This is a genomic window from Thermomonospora cellulosilytica (genome assembly GCF_014138835.1).
Lineage (GTDB): Bacteria > Actinomycetota > Actinomycetes > Streptosporangiales > Streptosporangiaceae > Thermomonospora > Thermomonospora amylolytica.
Genome location: NZ_JACJII010000001.1, coordinates 200117 through 224774, shown reverse-complemented (window position 1 = coordinate 224774; position 24658 = coordinate 200117). Strand labels below are relative to the sequence as shown.

25 protein-coding genes and 2 tRNA genes are annotated in these 24658 nt (G+C 71.1%); 25 read left to right on the top strand and 2 right to left on the bottom strand.

The features are described 5' to 3' along the window. Positions 1–48 precede the first annotated feature (48 nt). The 7 genes from HNR21_RS01110 to HNR21_RS01080 all read left to right on the top strand — a co-directional run bounded on the left by HNR21_RS01110 (position 49) and on the right by HNR21_RS01080 (position 5008). Positions 49–1272 carry a PP2C family protein-serine/threonine phosphatase gene (locus HNR21_RS01110; protein WP_182703680.1) on the top strand — a complete coding sequence of 408 codons (1224 nt, stop codon included), beginning with the start codon at positions 49–51 and terminating at the stop codon, positions 1270–1272. A 217-nt stretch (positions 1273–1489) separates the two neighbouring features. Then, positions 1490–1566: transfer RNA gene (locus HNR21_RS01105), tRNA-Met, on the top strand. Positions 1567–1639: 73 nt separating this feature from the next. Then, a complete protein-coding gene (rpmG, locus tag HNR21_RS01100; protein ID WP_089324515.1) occupies positions 1640–1804 on the top strand; it encodes a 50S ribosomal protein L33 in 165 nt (54 codons plus the stop codon). Between the two features lie 200 nt (positions 1805–2004). Continuing rightward, positions 2005–2442, top strand: coding sequence for a MaoC family dehydratase N-terminal domain-containing protein (locus HNR21_RS01095; RefSeq protein WP_182703679.1), 438 nt, complete (start codon positions 2005–2007; stop codon positions 2440–2442). Beyond that, complete coding sequence (locus tag HNR21_RS01090; RefSeq protein ID WP_119728402.1) at positions 2442–2867, top strand: MaoC family dehydratase; 426 nt, start codon at positions 2442–2444, stop codon at positions 2865–2867. The genes HNR21_RS01095 and HNR21_RS01090 overlap by 1 nt, the downstream gene beginning before the upstream one ends. A 254-nt stretch (positions 2868–3121) precedes the next feature. Beyond that, positions 3122–4198 carry a UDP-N-acetylmuramate dehydrogenase gene (locus HNR21_RS01085; protein WP_119728403.1) on the top strand — a complete coding sequence of 359 codons (1077 nt, stop codon included), beginning with the start codon at positions 3122–3124 and terminating at the stop codon, positions 4196–4198. A 129-nt stretch (positions 4199–4327) separates the two neighbouring features. Further along, positions 4328–5008, top strand: a complete 681-nt coding sequence (locus HNR21_RS01080; protein ID WP_220499998.1) for a GntR family transcriptional regulator — start codon at positions 4328–4330, stop codon at positions 5006–5008. Here HNR21_RS01080 and HNR21_RS01075 read toward each other — a convergent pair. Further along, positions 4962–6050 carry an adenosine deaminase gene (locus HNR21_RS01075; RefSeq protein WP_119728404.1) on the bottom strand — a complete coding sequence of 363 codons (1089 nt, stop codon included), beginning with the start codon at positions 6048–6050 and terminating at the stop codon, positions 4962–4964. The genes HNR21_RS01080 and HNR21_RS01075 overlap by 47 nt on opposite strands. Positions 6051–6237: 187 nt before the next feature. Further along, entirely contained in the window at positions 6238–7449 is a 1212-nt protein-coding gene (locus HNR21_RS01070; RefSeq protein WP_119728405.1) for a pyridoxal phosphate-dependent aminotransferase, read from the bottom strand. Between the two features lie 165 nt (positions 7450–7614). Here HNR21_RS01070 and HNR21_RS01065 point away from each other — a divergent pair. The 18 genes from HNR21_RS01065 (at position 7615) to HNR21_RS00980 (ending at position 24652) form a co-directional block, all read left to right on the top strand. Next, positions 7615–7687 (top strand) — tRNA-Trp (locus tag HNR21_RS01065). Between the two features lie 131 nt (positions 7688–7818). After that, positions 7819–8070 (top strand): preprotein translocase subunit SecE, encoded by a 252-nt coding sequence (gene secE / locus HNR21_RS01060; protein ID WP_119728406.1) that lies wholly within the window; start codon positions 7819–7821, stop codon positions 8068–8070. Between the two features lie 71 nt (positions 8071–8141). Beyond that, a complete protein-coding gene (gene nusG / locus HNR21_RS01055) occupies positions 8142–8861 on the top strand; it encodes a transcription termination/antitermination protein NusG (RefSeq protein ID WP_182703678.1) in 720 nt (239 codons plus the stop codon). 257 nt (positions 8862–9118) lie between these two features. Beyond that, positions 9119–9547: a 50S ribosomal protein L11 gene (gene rplK, locus HNR21_RS01050; RefSeq protein WP_119728407.1), complete on the top strand. Its 429-nt coding sequence runs from the start codon at positions 9119–9121 to the stop codon at positions 9545–9547. 65 nt (positions 9548–9612) lie between these two features. After that, positions 9613–10320, top strand: a complete 708-nt coding sequence (rplA, locus tag HNR21_RS01045; RefSeq protein WP_119728408.1) for a 50S ribosomal protein L1 — start codon at positions 9613–9615, stop codon at positions 10318–10320. Between the two features lie 191 nt (positions 10321–10511). Beyond that, positions 10512–11378 carry an SCO4651 family lipoprotein gene (locus HNR21_RS01040; protein WP_182703677.1) on the top strand — a complete coding sequence of 289 codons (867 nt, stop codon included), beginning with the start codon at positions 10512–10514 and terminating at the stop codon, positions 11376–11378. Positions 11379–11484: 106 nt separating this feature from the next. Beyond that, entirely contained in the window at positions 11485–12360 is an 876-nt protein-coding gene (locus HNR21_RS01035; protein WP_182703676.1) for an SCO4651 family lipoprotein, read from the top strand. A gap of 289 nt (positions 12361–12649) precedes the next feature. After that, positions 12650–13216, top strand: coding sequence for a 50S ribosomal protein L10 (gene rplJ / locus HNR21_RS01030; protein WP_119728411.1), 567 nt, complete (start codon positions 12650–12652; stop codon positions 13214–13216). A 55-nt stretch (positions 13217–13271) separates the two neighbouring features. Further along, positions 13272–13661, top strand: a complete 390-nt coding sequence (rplL, locus tag HNR21_RS01025) for a 50S ribosomal protein L7/L12 (RefSeq protein WP_119728412.1) — start codon at positions 13272–13274, stop codon at positions 13659–13661. A gap of 491 nt (positions 13662–14152) precedes the next feature. Then, positions 14153–15259 (top strand): ABC transporter ATP-binding protein, encoded by a 1107-nt coding sequence (locus HNR21_RS01020; protein WP_312880762.1) that lies wholly within the window; start codon positions 14153–14155, stop codon positions 15257–15259. After that, entirely contained in the window at positions 15259–16116 is an 858-nt protein-coding gene (locus HNR21_RS01015; protein WP_119728413.1) for an MlaE family ABC transporter permease, read from the top strand. The genes HNR21_RS01020 and HNR21_RS01015 overlap by 1 nt, the downstream gene beginning before the upstream one ends. A 3-nt stretch (positions 16117–16119) precedes the next feature. Further along, complete coding sequence (locus HNR21_RS01010; RefSeq protein ID WP_119728414.1) at positions 16120–16968, top strand: MlaE family ABC transporter permease; 849 nt, start codon at positions 16120–16122, stop codon at positions 16966–16968. Between the two features lie 4 nt (positions 16969–16972). Continuing rightward, positions 16973–18298, top strand: a complete 1326-nt coding sequence (locus tag HNR21_RS01005; protein WP_182703675.1) for an MCE family protein — start codon at positions 16973–16975, stop codon at positions 18296–18298. Then, the gene (locus HNR21_RS01000) at positions 18295–19326 is read left to right on the top strand and encodes an MCE family protein (RefSeq protein ID WP_119728416.1); all 1032 of its coding nucleotides are present in this window, start codon (positions 18295–18297) and stop codon (positions 19324–19326) included. The genes HNR21_RS01005 and HNR21_RS01000 overlap by 4 nt, the downstream gene beginning before the upstream one ends. A gap of 76 nt (positions 19327–19402) precedes the next feature. Next, positions 19403–20497 carry an MCE family protein gene (locus tag HNR21_RS00995; protein ID WP_182703674.1) on the top strand — a complete coding sequence of 365 codons (1095 nt, stop codon included), beginning with the start codon at positions 19403–19405 and terminating at the stop codon, positions 20495–20497. A gap of 17 nt (positions 20498–20514) precedes the next feature. Next, complete coding sequence (locus HNR21_RS00990; protein ID WP_312880761.1) at positions 20515–21798, top strand: MCE family protein; 1284 nt, start codon at positions 20515–20517, stop codon at positions 21796–21798. Continuing rightward, a complete protein-coding gene (locus tag HNR21_RS00985; RefSeq protein ID WP_182703672.1) occupies positions 21795–23174 on the top strand; it encodes an MCE family protein in 1380 nt (459 codons plus the stop codon). The genes HNR21_RS00990 and HNR21_RS00985 overlap by 4 nt, the downstream gene beginning before the upstream one ends. After that, positions 23171–24652: an MCE family protein gene (locus HNR21_RS00980; protein WP_182703671.1), complete on the top strand. Its 1482-nt coding sequence runs from the start codon at positions 23171–23173 to the stop codon at positions 24650–24652. Before HNR21_RS00985 ends, HNR21_RS00980 begins: the two co-directional genes overlap by 4 nt. The last annotated feature ends 6 nt before the right edge of the window (positions 24653–24658 follow it).

Sequence of the window (24658 nt, the reverse complement as noted above, 5' to 3'; positions counted from 1 at the left end):
CGGATCTGGGTAGGGGGACCACCGCGAGGAGTGCGGGGGAGCCCGACCATGGAGGAAGACGACGAGCGGATGCTGGGCGGGGTGCTGGACGACAGCCACCTGGCCGTGTTCGAGGACCTGCCGGCCCTGGTCGCCAGGCATGCGGAGAAGGCGGGTCTGGAACTGCCCCTGATCTACGTCACCGACCTGCAGCAGCGGATGCTGGTGCCGCTGGCCGGCCAGCGCGACTCGTTCGGCCGGCCGCTGAAGCCGATGCGGATCGACGGCTCGGTGCCCGGCCGGGCCTACCGCGGGCTGGAGATCGTGCGCAGCAACCGGGCGTTCGGCGTGCACCCGTGGCGGCCGGACCCGCAGCGGCTGTGGCTGCCCCTGCTGGACGGGACCGAACGGCTCGGGGTGCTCGGGGTGATCATCGACGCCGACACCCCGTCCGTCCGCGAGCGGGCGCGCCGCCTCGCCGGACTGATCGCCCTGATATTGGTGGGCAAGCGGGACTTCAGCGACACCTACGCCGAACTGTCGCGGACCGCGCCGATGTCGCTGTCGGCCGAGCTGACCCGCGGCCTGATGCCGATGAGCACGTTCGCCACCGAGGACATCGTGGTCGGCGCGGTGACCGAGCCCGCCTACGCGGCCGGCGGAGACGCCTACGACTACGCGCTGAGCGGCTCCGTGCTGCACGTGGCGATCTTCGACTCGATGGGTCACGACACCGCCGCCGGGCTGACCAGCACGATCGCCATGGCCGCCTGCCGGAACGCGCGCCGGCGCGGGGCGGCCCCGGCCGCGGTCGCCGACATGATCGACGAGGCGATCGCCGAGCAGTTCGCCGAGCCCCGGTTCGCCACCGGGGTGGTGGCCGACATCGACGTCCGCAGCGGCATTGTGACCTGGATCAACCGGGCGCATCCCCCGCCGCTGGTGATCCGCCGCAACCGGTACGTCACCGACCTGGACTCCCCGCCGTGCACCCCGATGGGGTTCCGGATGGAACGCTCCCCGGCCCCGTCCCGCTACCAGCTCGAACCCGGCGACCGGGTGGTCCTCTACACCGACGGAGTGGTGGACGCGGTCAACGACCAGCGGGAGCGGTTCGGCCTGGAACGCTTCGTGGACTTCATCATCCGCCGGGAGATCGACGGACTGTCCGCACCGGAGACCCTGCGCCGGCTGGTGCACACCGTGCTGGAGCACCAGGGCGACCGGCTCGACGACGACGCCACCGTGCTGCTGGTGGAGTGGCGGGCCGGGCCCAAACGCCTGCTGCTCTGACCGCGGGGCGCGGAAAACCCGTGTCGGAGTCACTCCCCGGCTCTGGTAACCTCTGTGCTGGTCCTTCGATCGGAGTCTCGGCCGGTTCACCGCGGCCCGGCCCGGCGAAGGCCCCGGAAACCCGAGTCGGCGGCTCCCCCGGAGCGTCCGGCCCACCCGTTTCCACGGTCCGGTCCCGGACCGGTATCCTTGTTGACCGGTCTGGACAGACCATCTCGGCGAGGTAGCTCAGTCAGGCAGAGCAAGCGGCTCATAATCGCTGTGTCGCCGGTTCAAGTCCGGCCCTCGCTACCATCTCCGGCCCCCGTCATCCGACGGGGCGCCGGGGTGCGCATGTCCATGTCCCTCGTCAGAAAGGCACTCCCACGTGGCCGCCACCGACGTCAGGCCGAAGATCACGCTGGCCTGCCAGGAGTGCAAGCACCGCAACTACATCACGCGGAAGAACCGGCGCAACGACCCGGACCGCCTCGAGCTGAAGAAGTACTGCCCGAACTGCCGGTGCCACCGCCCGCACCGCGAGACCCGCTGAGGCCCCGAGGCCCCCGGTCCGCGGCCGGTCACGGCCTGCGCTCCGCCCGACGTGCGCCGCGCGCCGTTCCGGCTCCTGCTTCGTCGCGTTCAGCCCGCTCTCCGAGACCTGCGAGAGCGGGCTGAACGCTGTTCTGTTACGGTCACGCACAGGATGCTACGGGCACAGGGCCTCGCGACCCTGCGAGCAAGGACGGATGCATGCCACTGAACCGTGATTTCATCGGGCGGACCTTCCCGCCCACCGCCCCGTACGAGGTCAGCCGGGTCAAGATCCGGGAGTTCGCGGACGCCATCGGCGACCCGAACCCGATCTACCGCGACCGCGAGGCCGCCAAGGCCGCCGGGCACCCCGACGTCATCGCCCCGCCCACGTTCCCGATCGTCATCTCGCTGGGCGGCGAGGCGCTGACGGACCCGGAGCTGGGCCTGAACTACGCGATGGTGGTGCACGGGGAGCAGCGGTTCGAGTACGTCCGCCCGGTGCGCGCCGGTGACGAGCTGGTCTGCCGTACGACGATCACCGAGATCAAGTCGATCGGCAACAACGAGAAGATCGAGCTGCGCACCGAGATCACCACCACCGACGGCGAGCCGGTCTGCACCGCCTACAACACGATCGTGGAACGGGGGGCCTGATGACCGCCAGCGTGAAGTACGACGACGTCGAGGTCGGCACCGAGATCCCCGCCCGCACCTTCCACGTCGACCGGGCCAACCTGGTCATGTACGCCGGGGCCTCGGGCGACTTCAACCCCATCCACTGGCGGGAGAGCTTCGCCAGGTCGGTCGGGCTGCCCGACGTGATCGCCCACGGCATGTTCACCATGGCCCAGGGCGGCCGGTTCGTCACCGACTGGGTCGGCGACCCGGGCGCGGTCGTCGACTACGGGGTGCGGTTCTCCTCCATGGTCGTGGTGCCCGACGAGGGCGGCGCCGACATCGAGATCAGCGGCAAGGTCGAGGAGAAGCTGGACGACAACAAGGTCGTCGTGGCGCTCACCGCCCGCTGCGACGACCAGAAGGTGCTCACCCGCGCCAAGGCGGTCGTCCGCCTCGCCTGACGACCCATGTCCTGGGGGAGCCCCGGCTCCCCCTCGGAAGACCAAGTGCTTCCGGGCGACCCCGCAACGGGGCCCTCGCCCCCTGGGATGCCCCGGACCTTCGCGACGGCGAGTCGCATCTGGGGGCGCTCCCCGGGGCACTCGTAACGGCATGCCGTTCCCGCGGGCCGTCCAGACCCGCGACGGCGTGTTGTTCCGGGGCCTGCCCCGGATCCCGCAACCGCATTCAGAGAACGGGCACATAGGCTGAGCCGATGGCCGTGCACTGCGAGAACGTGAAACTGGCCGCCTACACCACGCTGCGCCTCGGCGGCCCGGCGCGCCGTTTCATCGAGGCCGCCACCGAGGACGAGCTGGTCGAGGCCGTCCGCCGGGCCGACGAGGACGGACAGCCGGTGCTGGTGCTCGGCGGCGGCAGCAACCTGGTGGTCTCCGACGACGGCTTCCCCGGCACCGTGGTGCACGTCGCCAGCCGCGGCGTCGCCTACCGCGCCGACCGGGACCGCCCCGGCAAGGTGCTGGTCACCGCGCAGGCCGGCGAGGAGTGGGACCCGTTCGTGGCCCGCTGCGTCGCCGACGGGCTGGCCGGGGTGGAGTGCCTGTCCGGCATCCCCGGCCTGGTCGGCGGCACCCCCATCCAGAACGTCGGCGCCTACGGCCAGGACGTCGCCGAGACCATCGTCGCGGTGCGGGTCTACGACCGGCACACCCGCCGCGTCGTCACCGTCGACCACGCCGCCTGCGGCTTCACGTACCGCAACAGCGTCTTCAAGGGCACCGACCGGTACGTCGTGCTGGAGGTGACGTTCGCGCTGGAGGAGGCCGAGGAGTCCAGGCCCGTCGCCTACGCCGAGCTGGCCCGCGCCCTCGGCGTGCGGCCGGGGGACCGGGTGCCGCTGCGCGACGCCCGCAAGACCGTCCTGGAGCTGCGCCGCGGCAAGGGCATGGTGCTGGACCCCGCCGACCCCGACACCCGCAGCGCCGGATCGTTCTTCACCAACCCGATCCTGGACGCCGGGCAGCTCGCCGAGCTGGAGCGCCGCGTCGCCGAGCGGCTCGGGCCGGACGTGACGTTCCCCCGCTACCCCGAGACCGGCGGGCGCACCAAGACCTCGGCCGCCTGGCTGATCGACAAGGCCGGGTTCGGCAAGGGCCACGCCCTCGGCCCGGTCCGCATCTCCACCAAGCACACCCTGGCGCTGACCAACCCGGACGGCGCCGGCACCACCGCCGACCTGCTGGCCCTCGCCCGCCAGGTGCGCGACGGGGTCCGCGCGGCGTTCGGCGTCGAGCTGGTCAACGAACCCGTCATGGTCGGAGTCAGCCTGTGAGGACCGTCCTGTAAGGACTGTCCCGGCGCACGGCGTTCCAGATGCGGCTCCGGCGGCGCATCATGAAGGGGGGACCCTTGCGACCGCGGTGCCCCCGCCGCGGAAGGGTCCCGGTGGGGCGGGTGCGACGTGGTTCTGGCGCGGAGGGACATCGCAAGGCCGCAGCTGAGTGACGAGGTCGCCGCGCGACTGCGCGAGCAGATCATGGACGGCCGTGTCCGCCCCGGCGAGTACCTGCGGCTGGAACGGCTGGCCGCCGAGTTCGGCATCAGCGTCACCCCCGTCCGCGAGGCCCTGCAGTCGTTGCGCAGCCAGGGTTTCGTGCAGCTCGAGCCCCGTCGCGGCTTCGTGGTCGCCCCGCTGTCCCGCCAGGACGTGGCGGACCTGTTCTGGGTGCAGGCCGGGATCGCCGCCGAGCTGGCCGCCCGCGCCGCGGGCGCCATCACCACCGGCGCCCTCAGGGAGCTGACCGCCATCCAGGACGCCATGCGCCGGGCGGCCGCGGAGGGCCGGACCGACGTGGTCGAGGAGCACAACCACGCCTTCCACCGGTCGATCAACCTGACCGCCGGGTCCGCCAAGCTCGCCTGGTCGCTGTCCTCGGTGGCCCGCTACGTCCCGCGCGGCCTGTACGGGCGGCTGCCGGACTGGCCGCGCACCGCCCTGGAGGACCACGACCTGGTACTGGCGGCGCTGGCGGAGGCCGACCCCGAGCGGACCGCCGCCGCCATGCGCGCGCACATCGTGCGGGCCGGTGAGCTGCTCATCGCCCACCTGGAACGTCAAGGGCTGTGGAACGGGGGCCGCTGACCCGCCCGGCGGGCGCGGCCAGCCAGGCGTCGATGTCGTCCAGCAGCCGCTTGCGCACGTCCTCGGGGGCGGCCGACCCCCGCACCGAGGCCCGGGCCAGCTCGGCCAGCTCCGCGTCGGTGAAGCCGTGCTCGGTGCGCGCCAGCTCGTACTGCCGGGCCAGCCGGGACCCGAACAGCAGCGGGTCGTCGGCGCCCAGCGCCAGCCGTGCCCCCGCCTCGAACAGCTCCCGCACCGGCACCGCCGCCGCCGACGGGGCCACCCCCAGCGCCACGTTCGAGGCCGGGCACACCTCCAGGGTGATCTCCCGCTCGACGATCCGCTCCAGCAGCCGCCGGTCCTCGACCGCCCGCACCCCGTGCCCGATCCGGTCCGCGCCCAGGAACTCCAGGCACTCCCGGATGCTGGCCGGCCCCACCAGCTCCCCGCCGTGCGGGGTGGACAGCAGCCCGCCCCGCCGCGCGATCCGGAACGCCCCCTCGAACTCGTAGGCCCGGCCCCGCCGTTCGTCGTTGGACAGCCCGAACCCCACGACCCCGCGGCCGGCGTACCGCACCGCCAGCCGGGCCAGCGTCTTGGCGTCCAGCGGGTGCTTGGTGCGGTTGGCGGCGATCACCACGCCGATCCCGACCCCGGTCGCGGCCTCGGCCCTGCGCGCGGCGTCCAGCACCAGCTCCACGGTCGGCGTCAGCCCGCCGAAGCGTCCCGCGTACCCGCTGGGATCGACCTGGATCTCCAGCCAGCCTGAGCCCTCGGCGGCCTCGTCCTCGGCGGCCTCCCGCAGCAGCCGGTACACGTCCTGCGGCTCCCGCAGCACCGAACGGGCGATGTCGTACAGCCGCTGGAACCGGAACCAGCCGCGCTCGTCGGTGGCCCGCAGCCGCGGCGGCCAGTCCTCCACCAGCGCGTCCGGCAGGTGCACCCCGTGCCGCCCGGCCAGCTCCACCAGCGTCGAATGCCGCATCGACCCGGTGAAGTGCAGGTGCAGGTGCGCCTTGGGCAGCGCCCGGATCGAACGGGCGGTCGTGACATCGGCCTCCATGACCCAACTTTGCCGGATCCGGCCAGTGCCCTTGACACCGGCCGCCGCACAACCACCCGAACGGACCATGAACGCATGACCCGTCCCGGGCCGCGGGGGACCGGGACGGGTCACGAAGGTCGGCTCGCCTCGGGCGGGCGTGGCGGCCGTGGCGGGCGTCGCCGGCGCAGGCCGCCCGCCGAACGGGTCAGCTCGCCTCGGACAGCAGCTTGGCCACCCGGCTGACGCCCTCGACCAGGTCCTCGTCGCCCAGCGCGTACGACAGGCGGAAGTAGCCCGGGGTCCCGAAGGCCTCACCGGGGACGAGGGCCACCTCGACCTCGCCGAGGATCAGCTCGGCCAGTTCCACGGTGGTCGTGGGCCGCCTGCCGCGGATCTCCTTGCCGAGGACGCCCTTGACCGACGGGTAGGCGTAGAACGCGCCCTCCGGCTCCGGGCACACCACGCCGGGGATCTCGTTGAGCATCCGCACCATCGTCTGCCGCCGCCGGTCGAACGCCTCGCGCATCCGCGCCACCGCCGACAGGTCGCCGGTCACCGCGGCCAGTGCCGCCGCCTGGGACACGTTGGCGACGTTGGAGGTCGCGTGCGACTGCAGGTTCGCGGCCGCCTTGACCACGTCCTGCGGGCCGATCAGCCAGCCCACCCGCCAGCCGGTCATCGCGTACGTCTTGGCGACCCCGTTCAGCACCAGCGTCCGGTCGGCCAGCTCGGGCACCACCACGGGCATCGAGTGGAACTCGGCGTCGCCGTACACCAGGTGCTCGTAGATCTCGTCGGTGATCACCCACAGGCCGTGCTCGGCGGCCCAGCGGCCGATCTCGGCGATCTGGTCGCGGGTGTAGACCGCGCCGGTCGGGTTGGACGGCGACACGAACAGCAGCACCTTGGTGCGCTCGGTGCGGGCCTCCTCGAGCTGGTCCACGCTCACCCGGTAGCCGGTGGTCTCGTCGGCCACCACGAACACCGGCACGCCCCCGGCCAGCTTGATCGACTCGGGGTAGGTGGTCCAGTACGGGGTCGGCACCAGCACCTCGTCGCCCGGGTCCAGCAGCGCCGCGAACGCCTCGTACACCGCCTGCTTGCCGCCGTTGGTGACCAGCACCTGCGCGGCGTCCACCTGGTAGCCCGAGTCGCGGGCGGTCTTCTCGGCGATGGCGGCGCGCAGCTCGGGCAGCCCGCCGGCCGGTGTGTACTTGTGGAAGCGCGGCACCCGGCAGGCGGTCACCGCCGCCTCGACGATGTAGTCCGGGGTCGGGAAGTCCGGCTCGCCGGCGCCGAACCCGATCACCGGCCGGCCCGCGGCCTTCAGCGCCTTGGCCTTGGCGTCCACGGCCAGCGTGGCGGACTCGGAGATCGCGGCGATCCGCGCGGAGATTCGAGGTCGGTCAGTGCTCATGGGTCCATGCTCGCAGACGCGCCCCCGCGGATTCAGGGGATATCCGGGCTGGTGAGGGTTCCGGTTCGACTCCGGGCGGTCGTGCACGTACACTCATCGACTTAGTGGCGACCTCCGGCATGCAGCCTTGCCCTCGGCGGGCCGTTAAGCTTGGAGCGACCACGAAGGGCAGTAGCTCAATTGGTAGAGTCCCGGTCTCCAAAACCGGCGGTTGGGGGTTCGAGTCCCTCCTGCCCTGCGAAGTGCGGTGCCCGCACCGGTGCGCCTTCACCGGCTGCCATGCCTGGGCGGGGCGTCGGTGGGTACGCCGCGGCGCAGGCGCGTACGGACCACGGGAAGTGGTTGATTCCGACCGATAGGTGAACGGCGATGGCGACTGAGATGCGCGGCGAGCCCGCGACCAAGGACACCGGCAAGGAGCGCAAGCCCGCGCGCAAGCGGACCGCCCCCGCCCTGTTCGTCCGCCAGGTCATCGCCGAGCTGCGCAAGGTGATCTGGCCCACCCGCAGCGAACTGATCAACTACACCCTGGTGTCGCTGGTCTTCGTGTTGGTGATGGTGGGGATCGTCGCCGGGCTGGACTGGGCTCTCCAGCAGGGCGTCTTCGCAGTCTTCGGCTGACGGGCCCCCGCGGGTCCGCCGACCGCCGTCCACGCCACCGTTTCACTGTCGACAACGAGAGAAGAGTCACCGTGTCCGAGTCCCCACAGCCCCCCCACGAGACCGCCGATCAGGCCGGGTCCGCTGCGGAGGCTGCGGTCGAGCCGGCGGAGACCAGCTCCGAGGACCAGGTCGAGGCCGCCCCGCAGGAGCCGGCCGCCGACCCGTACGCCGAGTTCAAGCGCGAGCTGCGGATGCAGCCCGGCGAGTGGTACGTCGTGCACTCCTACGCGGGGTACGAGAACCGGGTCAAGACCAACATCGAGACCCGGACGCAGTCCCTGAACATGGAGGACTACATCTTCCAGGTCGAGGTGCCCCAGCACGAGGTCACCGAGATCAAGCAGGGCAAGCGGCAGAAGGTCAACGAGAAGGTGCTGCCGGGCTACATCCTGGTCCGGATGGAGCTGACCGACGAGTCCTGGGCCGCGGTCCGCAACACCCCCGGCGTCACCGGCTTCGTCGGCCTGTCCAACAAGCCCTCCCCGCTGAGCCTGGACGAGGTCGCCCAGCTGCTGGCGCCCGAGCCGGAGGAGCCCGCCGCCAAGGCCAAGGAGCCCTCGGCCAAGGTCTCCGCCACGGTGGACTTCGAGGTCGGCGAGTCGGTCACCGTGATGGACGGCCCGTTCGCCACCCTGCCCGCCACGGTCAACGAGATCAACATCGAGCAGCAGAAATTGAAGGTCCTGGTGTCGATCTTCGGCAGGGAGACCCCGGTCGAGCTGTCCTTCAACCAGGTCTCCAAGATCTGACCAGGGCATAGACTCTGGTAGGCCCCGCCTCCGCGGGGATGGTCCGGTCGCTGCGGTTGTCAAGGTCCAGCTGCAGGCCTGCTCCCCGCGCACGCGGGGATGGTCCGGCCCGGCTCCGGGCGGACAGGCCGCTCGGAGCCGGGCCCGCACCGGCGGGAAAACGATCGGTCCCTACGTGGCGGATGTGTTCCGGCCGCCATGTTGCCCGCACCGCGGGAGTCGGGACCAGGTGAAACAGGAACGAGAGGAAGGCGCGCATGCCTCCCAGGAAGAAGATCAGCGCTGTCGTCAAGGTCCAGCTGCAGGCCGGCCAGGCGACGCCGGCGCCGCCGGTGGGTACCGCGCTCGGTCCGCACGGCGTGAACATCATGGACTTCTGCAAGCAGTACAACGCTGCCACGGAGTCCCAGCGCGGCAACGTGGTCCCCGTCGAGATCACCATCTACGAGGACCGCTCGTTCACGTTCGTCACCAAGACCCCGCCGGCGCCGAAGCTGATCCTCAAGGCCGCCGGGATCGAGAAGGGCAGCGGCGAGCCGCACAAGACCAAGGTCGGCTCCATCACCCGCGAGCAGGTGCGGGAGATCGCGCAGACCAAGATGCCCGACCTGAACGCCCGTGACCTCGAGGCCGCCGAGAAGATCATCGCCGGCACCGCCCGCTCGATGGGCATCGAGGTCAAGTAACGCACGTCCAGTGGAAGGGCCGCGCGCTGGCCCGCACCACGAACTCTCCAGACACGGGAGCAGTCATGAAGCGCAGCAAGGCATACCGCAACGCCACCCAGCTGATCGACCGGGAGCGGCTCTACACCCCGGCCGAGGCGGTGGAGCTGGCCCGCAAGACCGCCAGCGTCAAGTTCGACGCCACCGTCGAGGTGGCCGTCCGGCTGGGCGTGGACCCGCGCAAGGCCGACCAGATGGTCCGCGGCACCGTCAACCTGCCGCACGGCACCGGTAAGACCGCCCGGGTGCTGGTCTTCGCCGGCGGCGCCAAGGCCGACGAGGCCCGTGAGGCCGGGGCCGACTACGTGGGCACCGACGACCTGATCGAGCGGATCCAGGGCGGTTTCCTGGACTTCGACGCGGTGGTCGCCACCCCGGACATGATGGGCAAGGTCGGCCGGCTGGGCCGGGTGCTCGGTCCCCGCGGCCTGATGCCGAACCCGAAGACCGGCACGGTCACCATGGACGTCGGCAAGGCGGTCTCCGACATCAAGGGCGGCAAGATCGAGTTCCGGGTGGACCGGCACGCCAACCTGCACTTCATCATCGGCAAGGTGTCGTTCGACGAGCGCCGGCTGCTGGAGAACTACGCGGCGGCGATCGACGAGATCCAGCGGCTCAAGCCGGCGGCCGCCAAGGGCCGGTACCTGAAGAAGATCACCATCACCACCACGATGGGCCCCGGCGTCCCGGTGGACCCGAACGCGGCCCGCATCCTGGCCGCGGCGAGCTGAACCGCGCAGTACCCGACGCAGGGGCGTTCCCGGACGACCGGGGGCGCCCCTGCGGCGTTCCCGCCCGGGGTACGCCCTGAGAGGTACGGTGCGCGGGCGTTTCGTACCAGCGGGGGATGCCGCCGGCCGGCGGTCCTGCGGAGACTGGACCGTGGAAGAGGCAAACACGGCGACAGAGAGGATCTCCCTTCATGGCACGCCGAATGGCCCACCGGACGGCCGTGGCCGCCGCGGCGGGCACCGCGATGGCCCTGTCCCTGACCGGATGCCTGGGCGGCTCGGGGGACGACCCGGCCAACGGCTCCGGCGGCACCGTGCAGCTCCCGGCGGACACGGTGCTGGTGAAGACCTCGCAGCGGACCGGGCAGGCGGACACGTTCGAGGCCGACCTGACCATCACCGACGGCGGCACGACCGTGCGCGGCTCCGGTGACGTCCGGCTGCGGCCCACGCTGGCGTTCACCGCCACGCTCGACGAGGTGCGGATGAACGGGCAGACCCTGCCCGCCGCCGGGAGCCAGGCGATCCTGCTGAACGACGTCCTGTACGCCAAGGTGCCGCAGTTCGCCCAGATGCTCACCGGCGGCAAGCCGTGGCTGCGGCTGAACGTCGACCAGGCGGGCCGGCAGGCCGGGGTCGACCTGGACCAGATCACCTCGGCGGTGCAGCGGATCAACCCGGCCGAGCAGACCAGGATGCTGACCGGCTCCAAGGACGTGCGGCGGGTCGGCCAGGAGGAGGTCGAGGGCGTCCGCACCACCCGGTACACGGGCACGGTGACGCTGCGGGACGCGCTGGCCCGGCTGGATCCGCAGACGCGGGAGAAGGTCCGGCGGTGGCATGCCGACGGCTCGGAGCGGCTGGCGTTCGACATCTGGGTGGACGGCGAGAACCTGCCGCGCAAGCTGGTGGTCAGGGGCACCGCCGACGGCCGGGAGACCTCGACGGTGACGGTGCTGTACCGGGACTTCGGTGAGAAGGTGACGGTGAACCCGCCGCCGGCCGACCAGGTCGGCGACGTCGGCGACCTGGTCGGCTGGCACCTGGGCGGCGGCTGAACGGCCGGAACCGGCGGGTGACGGGCGATACCGGGCGACGGGGACCATGATCGCGATAGCGTGAGCGTGATCAACAAATCGCCCACAAGAAAGGGCAGACGGTCCGATGTATCGCCGACTGACCGCGATCGCCGCCGCGAGCGGCGCCCTGCTGCTCACACTGACCGGATGCTTCGGTGATCCGGCCGGGACGGGGGCCGACGCCGGCGGAGCGGTCAAGCTGGCCGCGAACGAGATCCTGGCCAAGGTGTCCGACAAGGCCGGGCAGTCCGACACCTTCCGGATGAAGATGACCATGGACATGAGGCTGACCCAGGAGGGCCTCACCGTCGACACCACCACCGAGTCCGACATGGCGGTGCGGTTGCGGCCGGCCGTGGCGCTGCAGGGCACGATGCGCGTGCAGGCCAGCGCCGGCGGGACGGACCTGCAGGACGCCCCGTCCATGCAGATGATCTTCATCGACGGCTCGTACTACCTCAACATGGGCGATCCGAAGCTCACCGGCGGGAAGCCGTGGGGGCGGGTCTCCCTGGAGGGGCTGACCGGGATGGGCGGCGCCGACCTGAGCAAGGAGGCGCAGCGGCAGAGCCCCGCCGAGATGGCGCGGATCCTGACCGCGGCGCCGGACGTCAAGGAGACCGGCAAGGAGACCGTCGACGGGGTGCAGACCACCCGCTACGAGGGGACCATCGACCTGCAGCGGGACCTGGCCAAGCTCAACCAGGGCCAGGACTCCCAGGAGCTGGCCGAGACCTACCGGGAGCTGGGCGCCTCGACGATGCGGATCAGCCTGTGGGTGGGGCCGGACAGCCTGCCTCGCAAGCAGACCTCCCAGATGACCCTGAAGGACGGCGGCAGCATGACGGTGACCATGGTCTACCGCGACTACGGCAAGCCGGTGCAGATCAGCGCGCCGCCCGCCGACCAGGTCGGGGAGTTCCGCCTGCCGGGCGTCCCGCAGATCCCCACCCGGACCTGAGGCCGGGCCGGAGAGCGGACGCGGCCCCGGCTCCGCGCCGATTTGGCGGCGGGAGGCGGGGCCGCGTACTCTTGACCTTTGCCGAAGACCGCCGGTTGCCGCCCTCCCGGGCGGCCGAAGGTCCGCTGAAAATGCGGACGGCCTGCGCAGGCGAGACGAGAGCGACCGTCACACAGGAGACCCCAAGGCACCTGTAGGTGTTCGCCCCGTGCGCCTGCGCCGGGGCGTCTGTGTTTTCTCCGGTCCTTCGTTCCGGTGGCCTGGACCCTAGGTAATCGGAAGGAGGCCCATGGCGAAGGCCGACAAGGCTGCCGCGATCGCCGAACTCACCGAAGAGTTCACCAGCTCCAGCGGCGCCGTACTGACCGAGTACCGCGGGCTCACCGTGGCGCAGCTCGGCGAGCTGCGCCGCAACCTCGGTGACAACGCGAAGTTCGCCGTGGTGAAGAACACGCTGACCAAGATCGCGGCGAACTCCGCGGGTGTCGACGAGGAGTTCTCCAAGCTCCTGGCCGGCCCGTCGGCGATCGCGTTCGTCAAGGGCGACGTGGTCGAGGCCGCCAAGGGTCTGCGTGACTTCGCCAAGGCCAACCCGCTGCTGGTGATCAAGGGCGGTGTCATCGACGGCAAGCCGATGGACGCCGCCGAGATCAACCGCCTCGCCGATCTGGAGTCGCGCGAGGTGCTGCTCGCCAAGCTGGCGGGCGCGATGAAGGCCTCGATGGCGAACGCCGCCGCGACCTTCAACGCCCTGCCGACCCAGATGGCCCTGCTGGCGGACGCCCTGCGGACCAAGCTCGAGGAGTCGGGGGAGGCCGCCGAGGCCCCCGCCGGCGAGGCTCCCGCCGAGGACTGAACCCCGCGGTCGCCCCACGATCGCATCTGCTCAACGCCGTACGGAGGAAACACACATGGCCAAGCTCACCGCTGACGAGCTGCTCGACGCGTTCAAGGAGATGACCCTCCTGGAGCTGTCGGACTTCGTGAAGAAGTTCGAGGAGGTCTTCGACGTCAAGGCCGCCGCTCCGGTCGCCGTCGCCGCCCCGGGTGCCGCCGCTCCGGGCGCCCCGGCCGAGGAGGCCGAGGAGAAGGACGAGTTCGACGTCATCCTCGAGGCCGCCGGCGACAAGAAGATCCAGGTCATCAAGGAGGTCCGCGCGCTGACCTCGCTGGGCCTGAAGGAGGCCAAGGACCTGGTGGACGGCGCTCCCAAGCCGCTGCTGGAGAAGGTCAACAAGGAGACCGCCGACAAGGCCAAGGAGGCCCTGGAGAAGGCGGGCGCGACGGTCACCGTCAAGTAGGACGTTCCGGCCGGTCCCCGGTCGCCGCGACGACGGCCGGGGCCGTTCGCAGCGCTCAGCGGGCGGTCGTCCCACCCTTGCGGTGGGGCGGCCGCCCGCCGTCGTTTCCGGAGGTCGCTGTTGGCATTCTGTCCAGCAGGGTCTTGTGAGGGGTCACACGCGGGGCGTAGTCTCACGCTCCGGGCGGGGTCGTGCCGGCAGTGCCGCCGGAGGGCGCCGATCCGTGGACACCCGTTCCGAGATGGAGGTTCCCCGCCTCCCGAACGGTTACCCCAGGTAAGTAACGATTGCCTTACAAGGTTATGGTTGACCACAGATCGTGCGTTGAACCCCTTCCATTTTTCCGATTCGTCGCTACGGTAGTGGCCACCGCCACAGCTACCCGCTAGTAGTAAACCGGCGGACACCAGACGTGACGACAGCTCGGCGCAGCCGGGCACTGCTCGAACTTTGGTTCCGGGAGTCCCCCCGGCCTGGACGGAAGGTGACGAGTGGGCGTCGAGATCCGTGTCGAAGGGCTGACCAAGACCTTCGGCCGTCAGGTCATCTGGCAGGACGTGTCGCTGACCCTGCCCGCGGGAGAGATCTCCGTGCTCCTCGGGCCCTCCGGCACGGGCAAGTCCGTGTTCCTCAAGTCGCTGGTCGGGCTGCTCAAGCCGGACCGCGGCAACATCTGGATCGGCGACCGCAACCTGCCGTACCTGCCCGAGAGCCAGCTGTACGAGACCCGCAAGCTGTTCGGGGTGCTGTTCCAGGACGGCGCGCTGTTCGGGTCGATGAACCTGTTCGACAACATCGCCTTCCCGCTGCGCGAGCACACCCGCAAGTCCGAGTCGGAGATCCGGCGGATCGTGCTGGAGAAGATGGAGATGGTCGGCCTGATCGGGGCCGAGAAGAAGCTCCCGGGCGAGATCTCCGGTGGGATGAAGAAGCGCGCCGGGCTGGCCCGCGCGCTGGTGCTGGACCCGGAGATCCTGCTGGTCGACGAGCCCGACTCCGGTCTGGACCCGGTCCGCACCGCCTATCTCAACCAGCTGATCGTCGACCTGAACGCCCAGGTCGAGGCCACCATCCTGATCGTCACCCACGACATCAACACCGCCCGCACGGTGCCCGACAACATCGGGCTGCTGTTCCGCCGCGAGCTGGTCATGTTCGGGCCGCGGGAGATGCTGCTGTCCAGCGAGGAGCCGGTGGTCCGGCAGTTCCTCAACGCCCGCCGGCAGGGCCCCATCGGCATGTCCGAGGAGAAGGACGTCTCCGAGCTGGAGGCCGAGGCCCGGATGGGCGCCGACCCCGGCAAGCTGCCGCCGATCCCGCCGCAGCTGATGCCCAGCGACGGCCGGATCCGCCGTTCGCAGCACGCCCCCGGCGAGTGGCTGCGGGCCAACGGCGTCCAGCCGCCGCCGGGCTCGTTCATCGACGAGACGGGCCGTAACTGGATCGAGGAGTGGCCGCGGTACGTGGCGCAGCACGGCGGCGCCGCGGTGCCCGCCGGCGCCGGTCCCGCCCAGGCGCCGCCGCCGCAGGGCCGCCACCACCAGTACCCGCCCGACCCGACCCAGGGCGGAGCGCCGCCCGCAGGAGGCCGCTACTGATGACCACCGCTCCTGGTATCGGCGCGAACCAGCGAGGGGACGACACCGCGGCCAAGACCGGCGGCGGCCGGATGGCCAAGTTCACCGACGGCCTGCTGAACATCGCCGTCAGGGAACCCGGCCGGTTCTTCGCCCTGTGCCTGGACACGTTCCGGGCGATGTTCAAGCGGCCCGTGCAGTGGCGCGAGTTCATCGAGCAGTCCTGGTTCATCGTCTCGGTGACCGCCATCCCGACCATGCTGGTCGCCATCCCGTTCGGCGCCATCCTGTCGATGCAGGTCGGCGGGCTGATCCGGCAGCTGGGCGCGCAGTCGTTCACCGGCGCCACCGCGGTGGTGGCGATCGTCCGCGAGGCCAGCCCGCTGGTCACCGCGCTGCTGATCGCCGGCGCGGCCGGCTCGGCGATGTGCGCCGACATCGGCTCCCGCAAGATCCGCGAGGAGATCGACGCGATGGAGGTGCTGGGCATCAACCCGCTGCACCGCCTGGTCGTCCCGCGGATGCTGGCCTGCGCCTTCATCGGCCTGTTCCTGAACGGGCTGGTGTCGGTGGTGGGCCTGATGGGCGGCTACATCTTCAACGTCATGCTGCAGGACGGCACGCCCGGCGCCTACCTGGCCTCGTTCAACGCCATGGCGCAGCTGCCGGACCTGATTCAGGCGGAGGTCAAGGCGTTCGTCTTCGGGATCACCGCCGGCCTGGTGGCGGCCTACAAGGGCCTGAACGCCAAGGGCGGGCCCAAGGGCGTGGGGGACGCGGTCAACCAGACCGTGGTGATCACCTTCATGCTGCTGTTCCTGGAGAACTTCCTGATCAGCGCCCTGTACTTCCAGCTCGTCCCGCAGAAGGGGATGTGACCGATGGCAGCCCCTCCCAAGGGCGGCCGGGCCGTCGCCAAGGCGGTCGGCAAGCCCCTCGAACGGGTCGAGGACTTCGGCCACCAGCTGTCGTTCTACGCGCGGGCGTTCGCCTGGGTGTTCCGGGTGCTGCGGCGCTACCGCACCGAGGTGGCGCGGCTGCTGGCCGAGGTCAGCCTGGGCACCGGCGGGCTGGCGGTGATCGGCGGCAGCGTGGCGATCGTCGGCTTCATGACGTTCTTCACCGGCAGCCAGGTCGGCCTGCAGGGATACAACTCCCTCAACCAGATCGGCACCGCCGCCTACACCGGGTTCGTCTCCTCCTACTTCAACACCCGTGAGCTGGCGCCGCTGGTCAGCGCGCTGGCCCTGTCGGCGACGGTGGGCTGCGGGTTCACCGCCCAGCTCGGCGCCATGCGGATCTCCGACGAGATCGACGCGCTGGAGGTCATGGCGGTCCCGACCATGCCGTTCCTGGTGACCACCCGGCTGCTGGCCGGCATGATCGCGGTGATCCCGCTGTACATCGTGGGCCTGCTGGCGTCGTACCTGGCCACCCGGCTGATCGTGACGGTGTTCTACGAGCAGTCGACCGGGACCTACGACCACTACTTCGAACTGTTCCTGCCGCCGTACGACATCCTCTGGTCGTTCGGCAAGGTGATCGTCTTCGCCATGCTGGTGATGCTGATCCACTGCTACTACGGCTTCCACGCCAGCGGCGGCCCGGCCGGGGTCGGCGTGGCGGTGGGCCGGGCGGTGCGGACCAGCATCGTGGTGATCAACCTGGCCGACCTGTTCCTCGGCATGGCCATCTGGGGCACCACGACCACCGTGCGGATCGCGGGGTGACGGGATGAGCACTGGTCTGTCTCAGCGGATGCGCTACCGCGTCTACGGCCTGGCCATGATCTGCGTGATCGCCCTGCTGCTGGGCCTGGCGGTGGCGCAGTTCAACCAGGCGTTCAGCTCGGCCGTGCACGTCAAGGTGCGCGCCCAGCGGGCCGGGCTGCAACTGCTGCCGCACTCCGACGTCAAGGTCCGCGGGATCGTCGTCGGCGAGGTGCGCGCCACCCGCGCCACCGCCGACGGCGCCGTGCTGGACCTGGCGATCGACCCCGACAAGGCGGAGCTGATCCCGGCCAACGTCACCGCCCGGCTGCTGCCCAAGACGCTGTTCGGCGAGAAGTACGTGGCGCTGCAGATCCCCGCCGACCGCAGCCGGGCCACGCTGCGCGACGGGACGGTGATCCGGCAGGACGTCTCGCAGGCCGCGGTGGAGGTCGACCAGGTCCTCAACAACCTGCTGCCGCTGCTGCAGTCGGTCCGGCCGGACGAGCTGTACTCCACGCTGAACGCGCTGGCCACCGCGCTGGAGGGGCGGGGCGACCAGATCGGCCGCAACCTGGAGCAGCTGGACGCGCTGCTGACCAGGATCAACCCCGACCTGCCGCTGGTGGTGGAGGACCTGCAGGCGCTGTCGGACGTGGCCGACATCTACAACGCCGCGGCCCCCGACCTGCTGCAGACGCTTCGGAACCTGAACGTGACCAGCAAGACGGTCACCGACAAGGAGCAGACCATCGAGGACCTGATCCCCGCGATCACCGGCGTGGCCGTCAAGGGCGACCGGTTCATGCGGGAGAACGGGCCCAAGGTGGTCGGCTTCAACATCGCCAACCGGCAGGTGCTGGAGGTGTTCGCCAAGTACTCCCCGTCGCTGCCGTGCGTGTTCGAGGGGATCATGAAGCTGATGCCGCTGGCCGAGGAGGCCGGGGGCGGCAAGACCCCGACGTTCAACGTGACGATCGAGATCGTCAAGCCGCGGCCGGCCTACAAGAACCCCCTCGACCTGCCGGAGATGAAGGACCACCGGGGGCCGCGGTGCTACGGCCTGCCGGACCCGAAGGTGCCGTCGCCGGACTACACGGCCCTCGACGGCACCGAGGACGACCTGTGGTGGAAGGACCCGCACGACCCCGACGAGCCGCTGCCGCCGGGGCACCGCAACCGGGCCGCCTCGGGGGTCTTCGTGGACCCGGGCGCCGAGATGTCCGACGAGGACCGGATCAAGGCCATGGTGGGGCCGCTCATCGGCATCCCGTCCGACCGGTTGTCCGACGTGTCGGTGCTGCTGTACGGGCCGCTGCTGGATGACGGATCGGTGGTGACGATCTCGTGAGGACCGCGGGCGCCGCCCTCAAGCTGGGCATCTTCGTGGTGGTCACCTCGGTGGTGACCGGGATCCTGGCGATCAGCATCGCCAACGCGCGGTTCACCGACTCGGTGCGCTACAAGGCGATCTTCACCGACGTGACCGGGCTGCTGGAGAACGACGACGTGCGCGCCTCCGGGGTCCGGGTCGGCCAGGTGGAGGACATCAGGCTGCGCGGCACCGAGGCGGAGGTGACGTTCAGCGTCAACAAGGACGGCGTGTTCCGGGTGGGCCTGCCCAGCTCGGTGCGGCTCCACCTGCGGTACCGCAACCTGGTGGGGCAGCGGTACATCGAGCTGACCGACGACGCCCCCGGCACCCCCGGCGAGTACCTGCGGCCGGGCGCGACCATCCCCAAGGAGCGCACCCGGCCGGCGCTGGACCTGACCGCGCTGTTCAACGGGTTCCGCCCGCTGTTCAAGGCGCTGGAGCCGCAGCAGGTCAACCAGCTGGCGCTGCAGATCGTGCAGGTCCTGCAGGGCGAGGCCGGCACCGTCAACAGCGTGCTGGCGCACGTGGCGTCGCTGACCAACACGCTGGCCGACCGGGACCAGGTGATCGGGCAGGTCATCGACAACCTCAACCAGGTGCTGGGCACCATCGACCAGCGGCACCAGCAGGTCGACACCATGATCACCGACCTGCGCGGGCTGATCAGCGGGCTGGCCGCCGACCGGGAGGCGATCTTCGACTCGGTGGCGGCGATCAACCGGCTCACCGGGACCACCGCGGACCTGCTGGTCGACGTCCGGCCGGACCTGAAGAAGGACATCGCCGGGCTCAACCGGCTGGCCGGCACCCTCGGCGACCACGAGCAGGACCTGGACAAGCTGTTCGAGCGCACCCCGGGCCGGATCGAGGAACTGATGGCGGCGTCCTCCTACGGGTCCTGGTTCAACTTCTACCTGTGCAGCATGGACGCCCGGATCGCCCTGCCGGGCGGCCCGGTCTACCAGACGCCGCGGATCCAGAACGAGAACGCGAGGTGCAAGTAGCGATGGCCGAGCGGCGAACAGGCCGGCGCGCCCGGGCCGTCGCGGCCCGCGCCGTCCGGCGGAGGGGGACGCGGCCATGAGGGTCCCGTTCCGGGAGCGCAACCCGGTGCCGATCGGGCTGGTCTCGTTCACGGTGATCGCCGTGCTGATGCTGGCGGCGTACTTCATCGAGGACCTGCCGGTGATCGGCGGCGGCACCACCTACACCGCCCGGTTCGCCGAGGCGGCCGGGCTGCGCAGCGGCGAGGAGGTGCGGGTGGCCGGCGTCCGGGTCGGCGAGGTCACCTCGCTGGAACTGGCCGGCGACAACGTCAGGGTCACCTTCCGGGTGGACGACGGGGTCCGCCTCGGCGATCTGACCCGCGCCGACATCAAGATCAAGACGGTGCTGGGGGCGCACTACCTGGCGCTGACCCCGCGCGGCGAGCGGCCGCTGCGCGGCGAGATCCCGATCAGCCGCACCGGGGTGCCCTACAACGTGGTGCCGGCGATCAGCGACCTGAGCGGCCACATCGACCAGCTCGACACCCAGCAGATGGCCAGGTCGCTGCAGGTGCTGGCCGACACGTTCGAGAACTCGCCGGAGGAGGTCAGGGCGTCGCTGCAGGGCCTGCGGCGGCTGTCGGAGACCATCTCCTCCCGGGACGCCGAGCTGCACGAGCTGGCCGACCGGGCGCGCAGCGTCTCGGACCTGCTGGCCGACCGCAACGCCGACTTCGCCCGGCTGGTCGAGGACTCCAACCGGATCCTGGCCGCCGTGCAGGCCCGCCGCGAGGTGATCCACCAGCTGCTGATCCGCACCGTCCGGCTGTCCCAGCAGGTGAACGCGCTGATCGCGGAGAACCAGGCGGAGCTCGCGCCGATGCTGGACAACCTGCGGCAGGTCAACGAGGTCCTGCTGCGCAACCAGCAGAACCTGGACCGGATCCTGCAGCTGTACGGCCCGTTCGTGCGGCAGTTCGCCGACGCCACCGGGTCCGGCCGCTGGTTCGACGCCTACATCCAGAACCTGCTGCCGATGCCCGCCTCCATCCAGCCGTCCGGCGGCGGCGAGGGCGGCCGACCGGGCCAGAACGGGACCACCACCGGACCGGCCGGGCGGTCGCAGCAGCCCGGCGCGCCCGCCACCCCCCGGCCCACCCCGGACAACCCGCTGCCCTTCCTTCCGTGAGCAGGCAGGACACCACAGTGCGCAGATTCGCAAGCATCCTGAGATTCGGCGGCGTGGTCGTCGCCGTCGGGGCGCTGGTCGCCGCGGCCGTCATCCTGTTCACCGACCCCCCGCAGCGCCGGCTGAGCGCCTACTTCGAACGGGCGGTGGGCCTGCATCCGGGCGCCGACGTCCGGATCCTGGGCATCCCGGTGGGCGAGGTCACCGCGGTCACCCCCAAGGGCGACGCGGTCCTGGTCGAGATGACCTACGAGGCCCGCTACAAGGTCCCCGCCAACGCGCAGGCCGTGATCGTCAGCCAGACCCTGGTGTCGGACCGGTTCGTCCAGCTCACCCCCGTCTACAAGGGCGGGCCGACGCTGGCCGACGGGGTCACCCTGGGCACCGACCGCACCGCCGTGCCGGTCGAGGTCGACGAGGTCGGCGGCAGCCTGAACGACCTGAGCAAGGCGCTCGGCCCGCAGGGCGCCAACTCCGGCGGCGCGCTGTCGCGGCTGCTGCAGGTCGGCGCCGACACCTTCGAGGGCCAGGGCGAGGACCTGCGGGAGACCATCGCCGACACCTCGCGGATGCTGGCCACGCTGAGCGAGGACCGCCAGGACGTGGCCACCACCATCCGGAACCTGCGGATCATCACCGACGCCATGATCCGCAGCGACCAGCAGATCCGGCAGTTCAACCAGCAGCTGAACGGGGTGTCGGCGCAGCTGGCCGCCGAGCGCGAGGAGCTGTCGGCGGCGCTGAACTCCCTCGGCCCCACGCTGCGCAACGTCGAGCGGTTCATCCGGGACAACCGCGAGGAGCTGTCGGACAGCGTGCGGGAACTGGCCCAGATCACCGGGACGCTGGTCGAGCAGAAGGAGTCGTTCGCCGAGTTCCTGGAGGTCGCGCCGCTGGCGATCAACAACCTGGCGCGCGCCTACGACCCGATCAGCGGCACCATCCACAACCGCGCCAACCTGTCGCTGAACTTCGAGAACCTGGCCGACTGGGTGTGCTCGCTGGCCTACTCGGTGGGCACCCCGGCCAAGGAGTGCCTGGACTTCATGCAGCCGTACGACTCGTTCGGGGACGCGCTGACCAACCTGAGCCTGGACCTGTCCTGGATCACGGCGCTGACCACCCACTACGACCCCGAGCCCATCCCGCCGGACGCCTACGGCCCGAACGACCCGCGCAACCCGCGCAACGGCGGCTCCGGCGTGCAGGTCGGCGGCGGCAACGCCCGGCAGACCGGGGGCGGCTCCCCGGCCCGGCCCAACACCGACTTCCGCGCCCTGCTGCCGGGAGGTGGCCAGTGAACCGACCCGCGCCCCTCCGCCGCCCCGCCCGGACGGGCCTGGCGGCCGCCCTCACCGCCGCCGCGCTGACGCTGTCGGGCTGCGGCTTCCGCGGCGTGGACTCGCTCCCGCTGCCGGGCGGCCCCGACCTGGGGGACCGGCCGGTGACGGTGAGGGCCGAGTTCGCCAACGTGCTCGACCTGGTGCCGCAGTCGGTGGTCAAGCTGAACGACGTGTCGGTCGGCAAGGTCGTCAAGGTCGAGCTGACCCGCAGCGCGGTGCGCGGCCGGTCCTGGCAGGCGGTCGTCACGTTCAAGCTGCGCCGGGACGTGAACCTGCCGGACAACGCCCGCGCCGGCATCGCCCAGACCAGCCTGCTGGGGGAGAAGTTCGTGGCGCTGTCGCCGCCGGTGGGCGAGGCGCCCTCGCCCGACCGGCTGGGCGACGGGGACCTGATCCCGCTGGAGCGCACCTCCCGCGGCGCCGAGATCGAGGAGGTCCTGTCGGCCATGTCGCTGCTGCTCAACGGCGGCGGCCTGGAGCAGGTCTCCACGATCACCCGCGAGCTGAACGCCGCGATGAACGGCCGTACCGACACCATCAAGTCGGTGCTGCACAAGGTGGACACGTTCGTGGGCACCCTGGACCGCAACCGCGCGGCCATCGTCCGGGCGCTGGACAGCATCGACCGGCTGAGCCGGACGCTGGCCGCCGAGCGGCGGACCATCGCCGACACCATCGACCGGACCGGGCCGGCGCTGAAGATCCTGGAGCAGAACCGGGCCGACCTGACCAAGATGCTGGTCAGCCTGGACAAGCTCAGCCAGACCACCACCCGGGTGATCGAGGCCTCGCACGCCGACATGGTGGCCAACCTCAGGTCGCTGAACACCACGCTGGAGAACCTGAACAAGGCCGGCTCCAACCTGCCCAGGGCGTTGGAGACGATGATGACGTTCCCGTTCCCGGCCACGTTCGCCAACGTGCTGCGCGGCGACTACGGCAACCTGCACATGACGCTCGACCTGGACCTGAAGAACCTGACCCAGAACCTGCTGGGCGGCACCGACCTGGAGTACCTGGTCCGGCAGGGCGAGCAGATGCGGCTGCTGCTCAAGCCGCCGAGCCTGAGCGTGCCGCAGCCGGCGCTGGGAGTGCTGCCCGACCAGCAGCCGGCCGCGCCCGGTGCGCCCGGCGCGCCCGCCCCGACCGGCGGCGCGACCCCCGGCCCCGCGAGCCCGACGCCGACGCCCGGCGCCGGCACCCCGGACGGAGGCGGTGACGGGCAGCGGCCCGGCCTGCCGCTGCCGACGCTGCGGCCGCGGTCGATGGGCGGGGCGGGCTCGACCGGCGTCCACGCCGGCCTGTACTCGCTGATGACCGGGGGGCTCTCGTGATCCTCAAGCGCGGCGTCAAGATCCAGCTGCTGGCCTTCCTGGTCATCACCGTGCTCGGGGTCAGCGTGGTGGCGGTCCGCTACATCGGGGTCGGCCGCGGTCTGCTGGGCCGCGAGTACACCGCGTACGTGGACCTGACCGACTCCGGCGGCGTGTTCACCAACGCGGCGGTCACCTACCGGGGCGTCACGGTGGGCCGGGTCGGCCCGATGGAGCTCACCGAGGACGGCATCCGGGTCCGGCTGATCATGGAGCGGGGCCACCGGATCCCCTGGGAGGGCACCACCGCGGTGGTCGCCAACCGCTCGGCGGTCGGCGAGCAGTACATCGACCTGCAGCCCACCAAGAAGCCCGGCCCCGACGGCGAGGTCCCCGGGCCGTACCTGGGCGACGGCGGCAGGTACGACACCATTCCCCGGGAGCGGACCCGGCTGCCGGTGTCCACCGCCGAGTTGCTGCGCAACGTCGACAAGCTGGTGTCCTCGGTCGATCCGCAGGACCTGCGGGTCGTGGTGAACGAGCTGCACAAGGCGTTCAACGGGTCGGCGTCGGACCTGCAGGCGCTGCTGGACGACACCGACCGGCTGCTGCGGACCGCCGAGGAGTCCTACCCGGACACCGAGGCGCTGCTGACCAACGGCCGTACCGTGCTGAACACCCAGCGCCAGATGGGCGGGCACATCCGGCAGTTCTCCCGCAACCTGAACGTGCTGACCACGCAGCTGCGGCGGGACGACGACGCGCTGCGCACGGTGCTGGACCGCGGGGTGCCGTTCACCGCCGAGACCCGCCGGCTGATCGACGACCTGTCGCCGACGCTGCCGGTGCTGCTGGCCAACCTGACCACCACCGGGCAGGTCATGACCTCGCGGGTGGCCGGCATCCGCTCGCTGTTCATCCTGTACCCGCTGACCGTGGCGGGCGCGTTCACCGTCACCCCGGGCGACGGCACCCAGCACCTGGGCCTGGTGTTCAACATGGACGCCCCGCCGGTCTGCACCAAGGGGTACGAGGAGACCGGGCGGCGCTGGCCGCAGGACACCAGCAAGCAGCGGACCCGCACCGACCTGGGCTGCACGGAGCCGAAGAACTCCGACAAGGTCGTCCGCGGCGCCCGCAACCTCCCGCCCGAGGCGCGGCAGCCCATGCCGCAGGTCCCCGACGGCGCCACCGCCGGGGCGGGCTTCCCCGAGGGCGGCGCGAACGGCGGCGCGAACGACGGCGGGGACGGCGACGGCGGCTCCGGGGAGCAGGCCTCCGGCGACACCACCCCCGACGAGGGCGTGACCACCCTGGTCGACGACACCCTCTATGTGCCGGTCTCGGCCGGATCGGTGCAGCTCGCCGGGTACGATCCAGCGACCGGGGCCGTGTACGGGCCCGACGGCAAGCAGTACCTGCTGGGTTACGGCGGCGGGCAGCAGCAGGTGCTGGGCGACGCCTCCTGGAAGATGCTGCTCCTCGGCCCGCTGTCCTGATTAAGG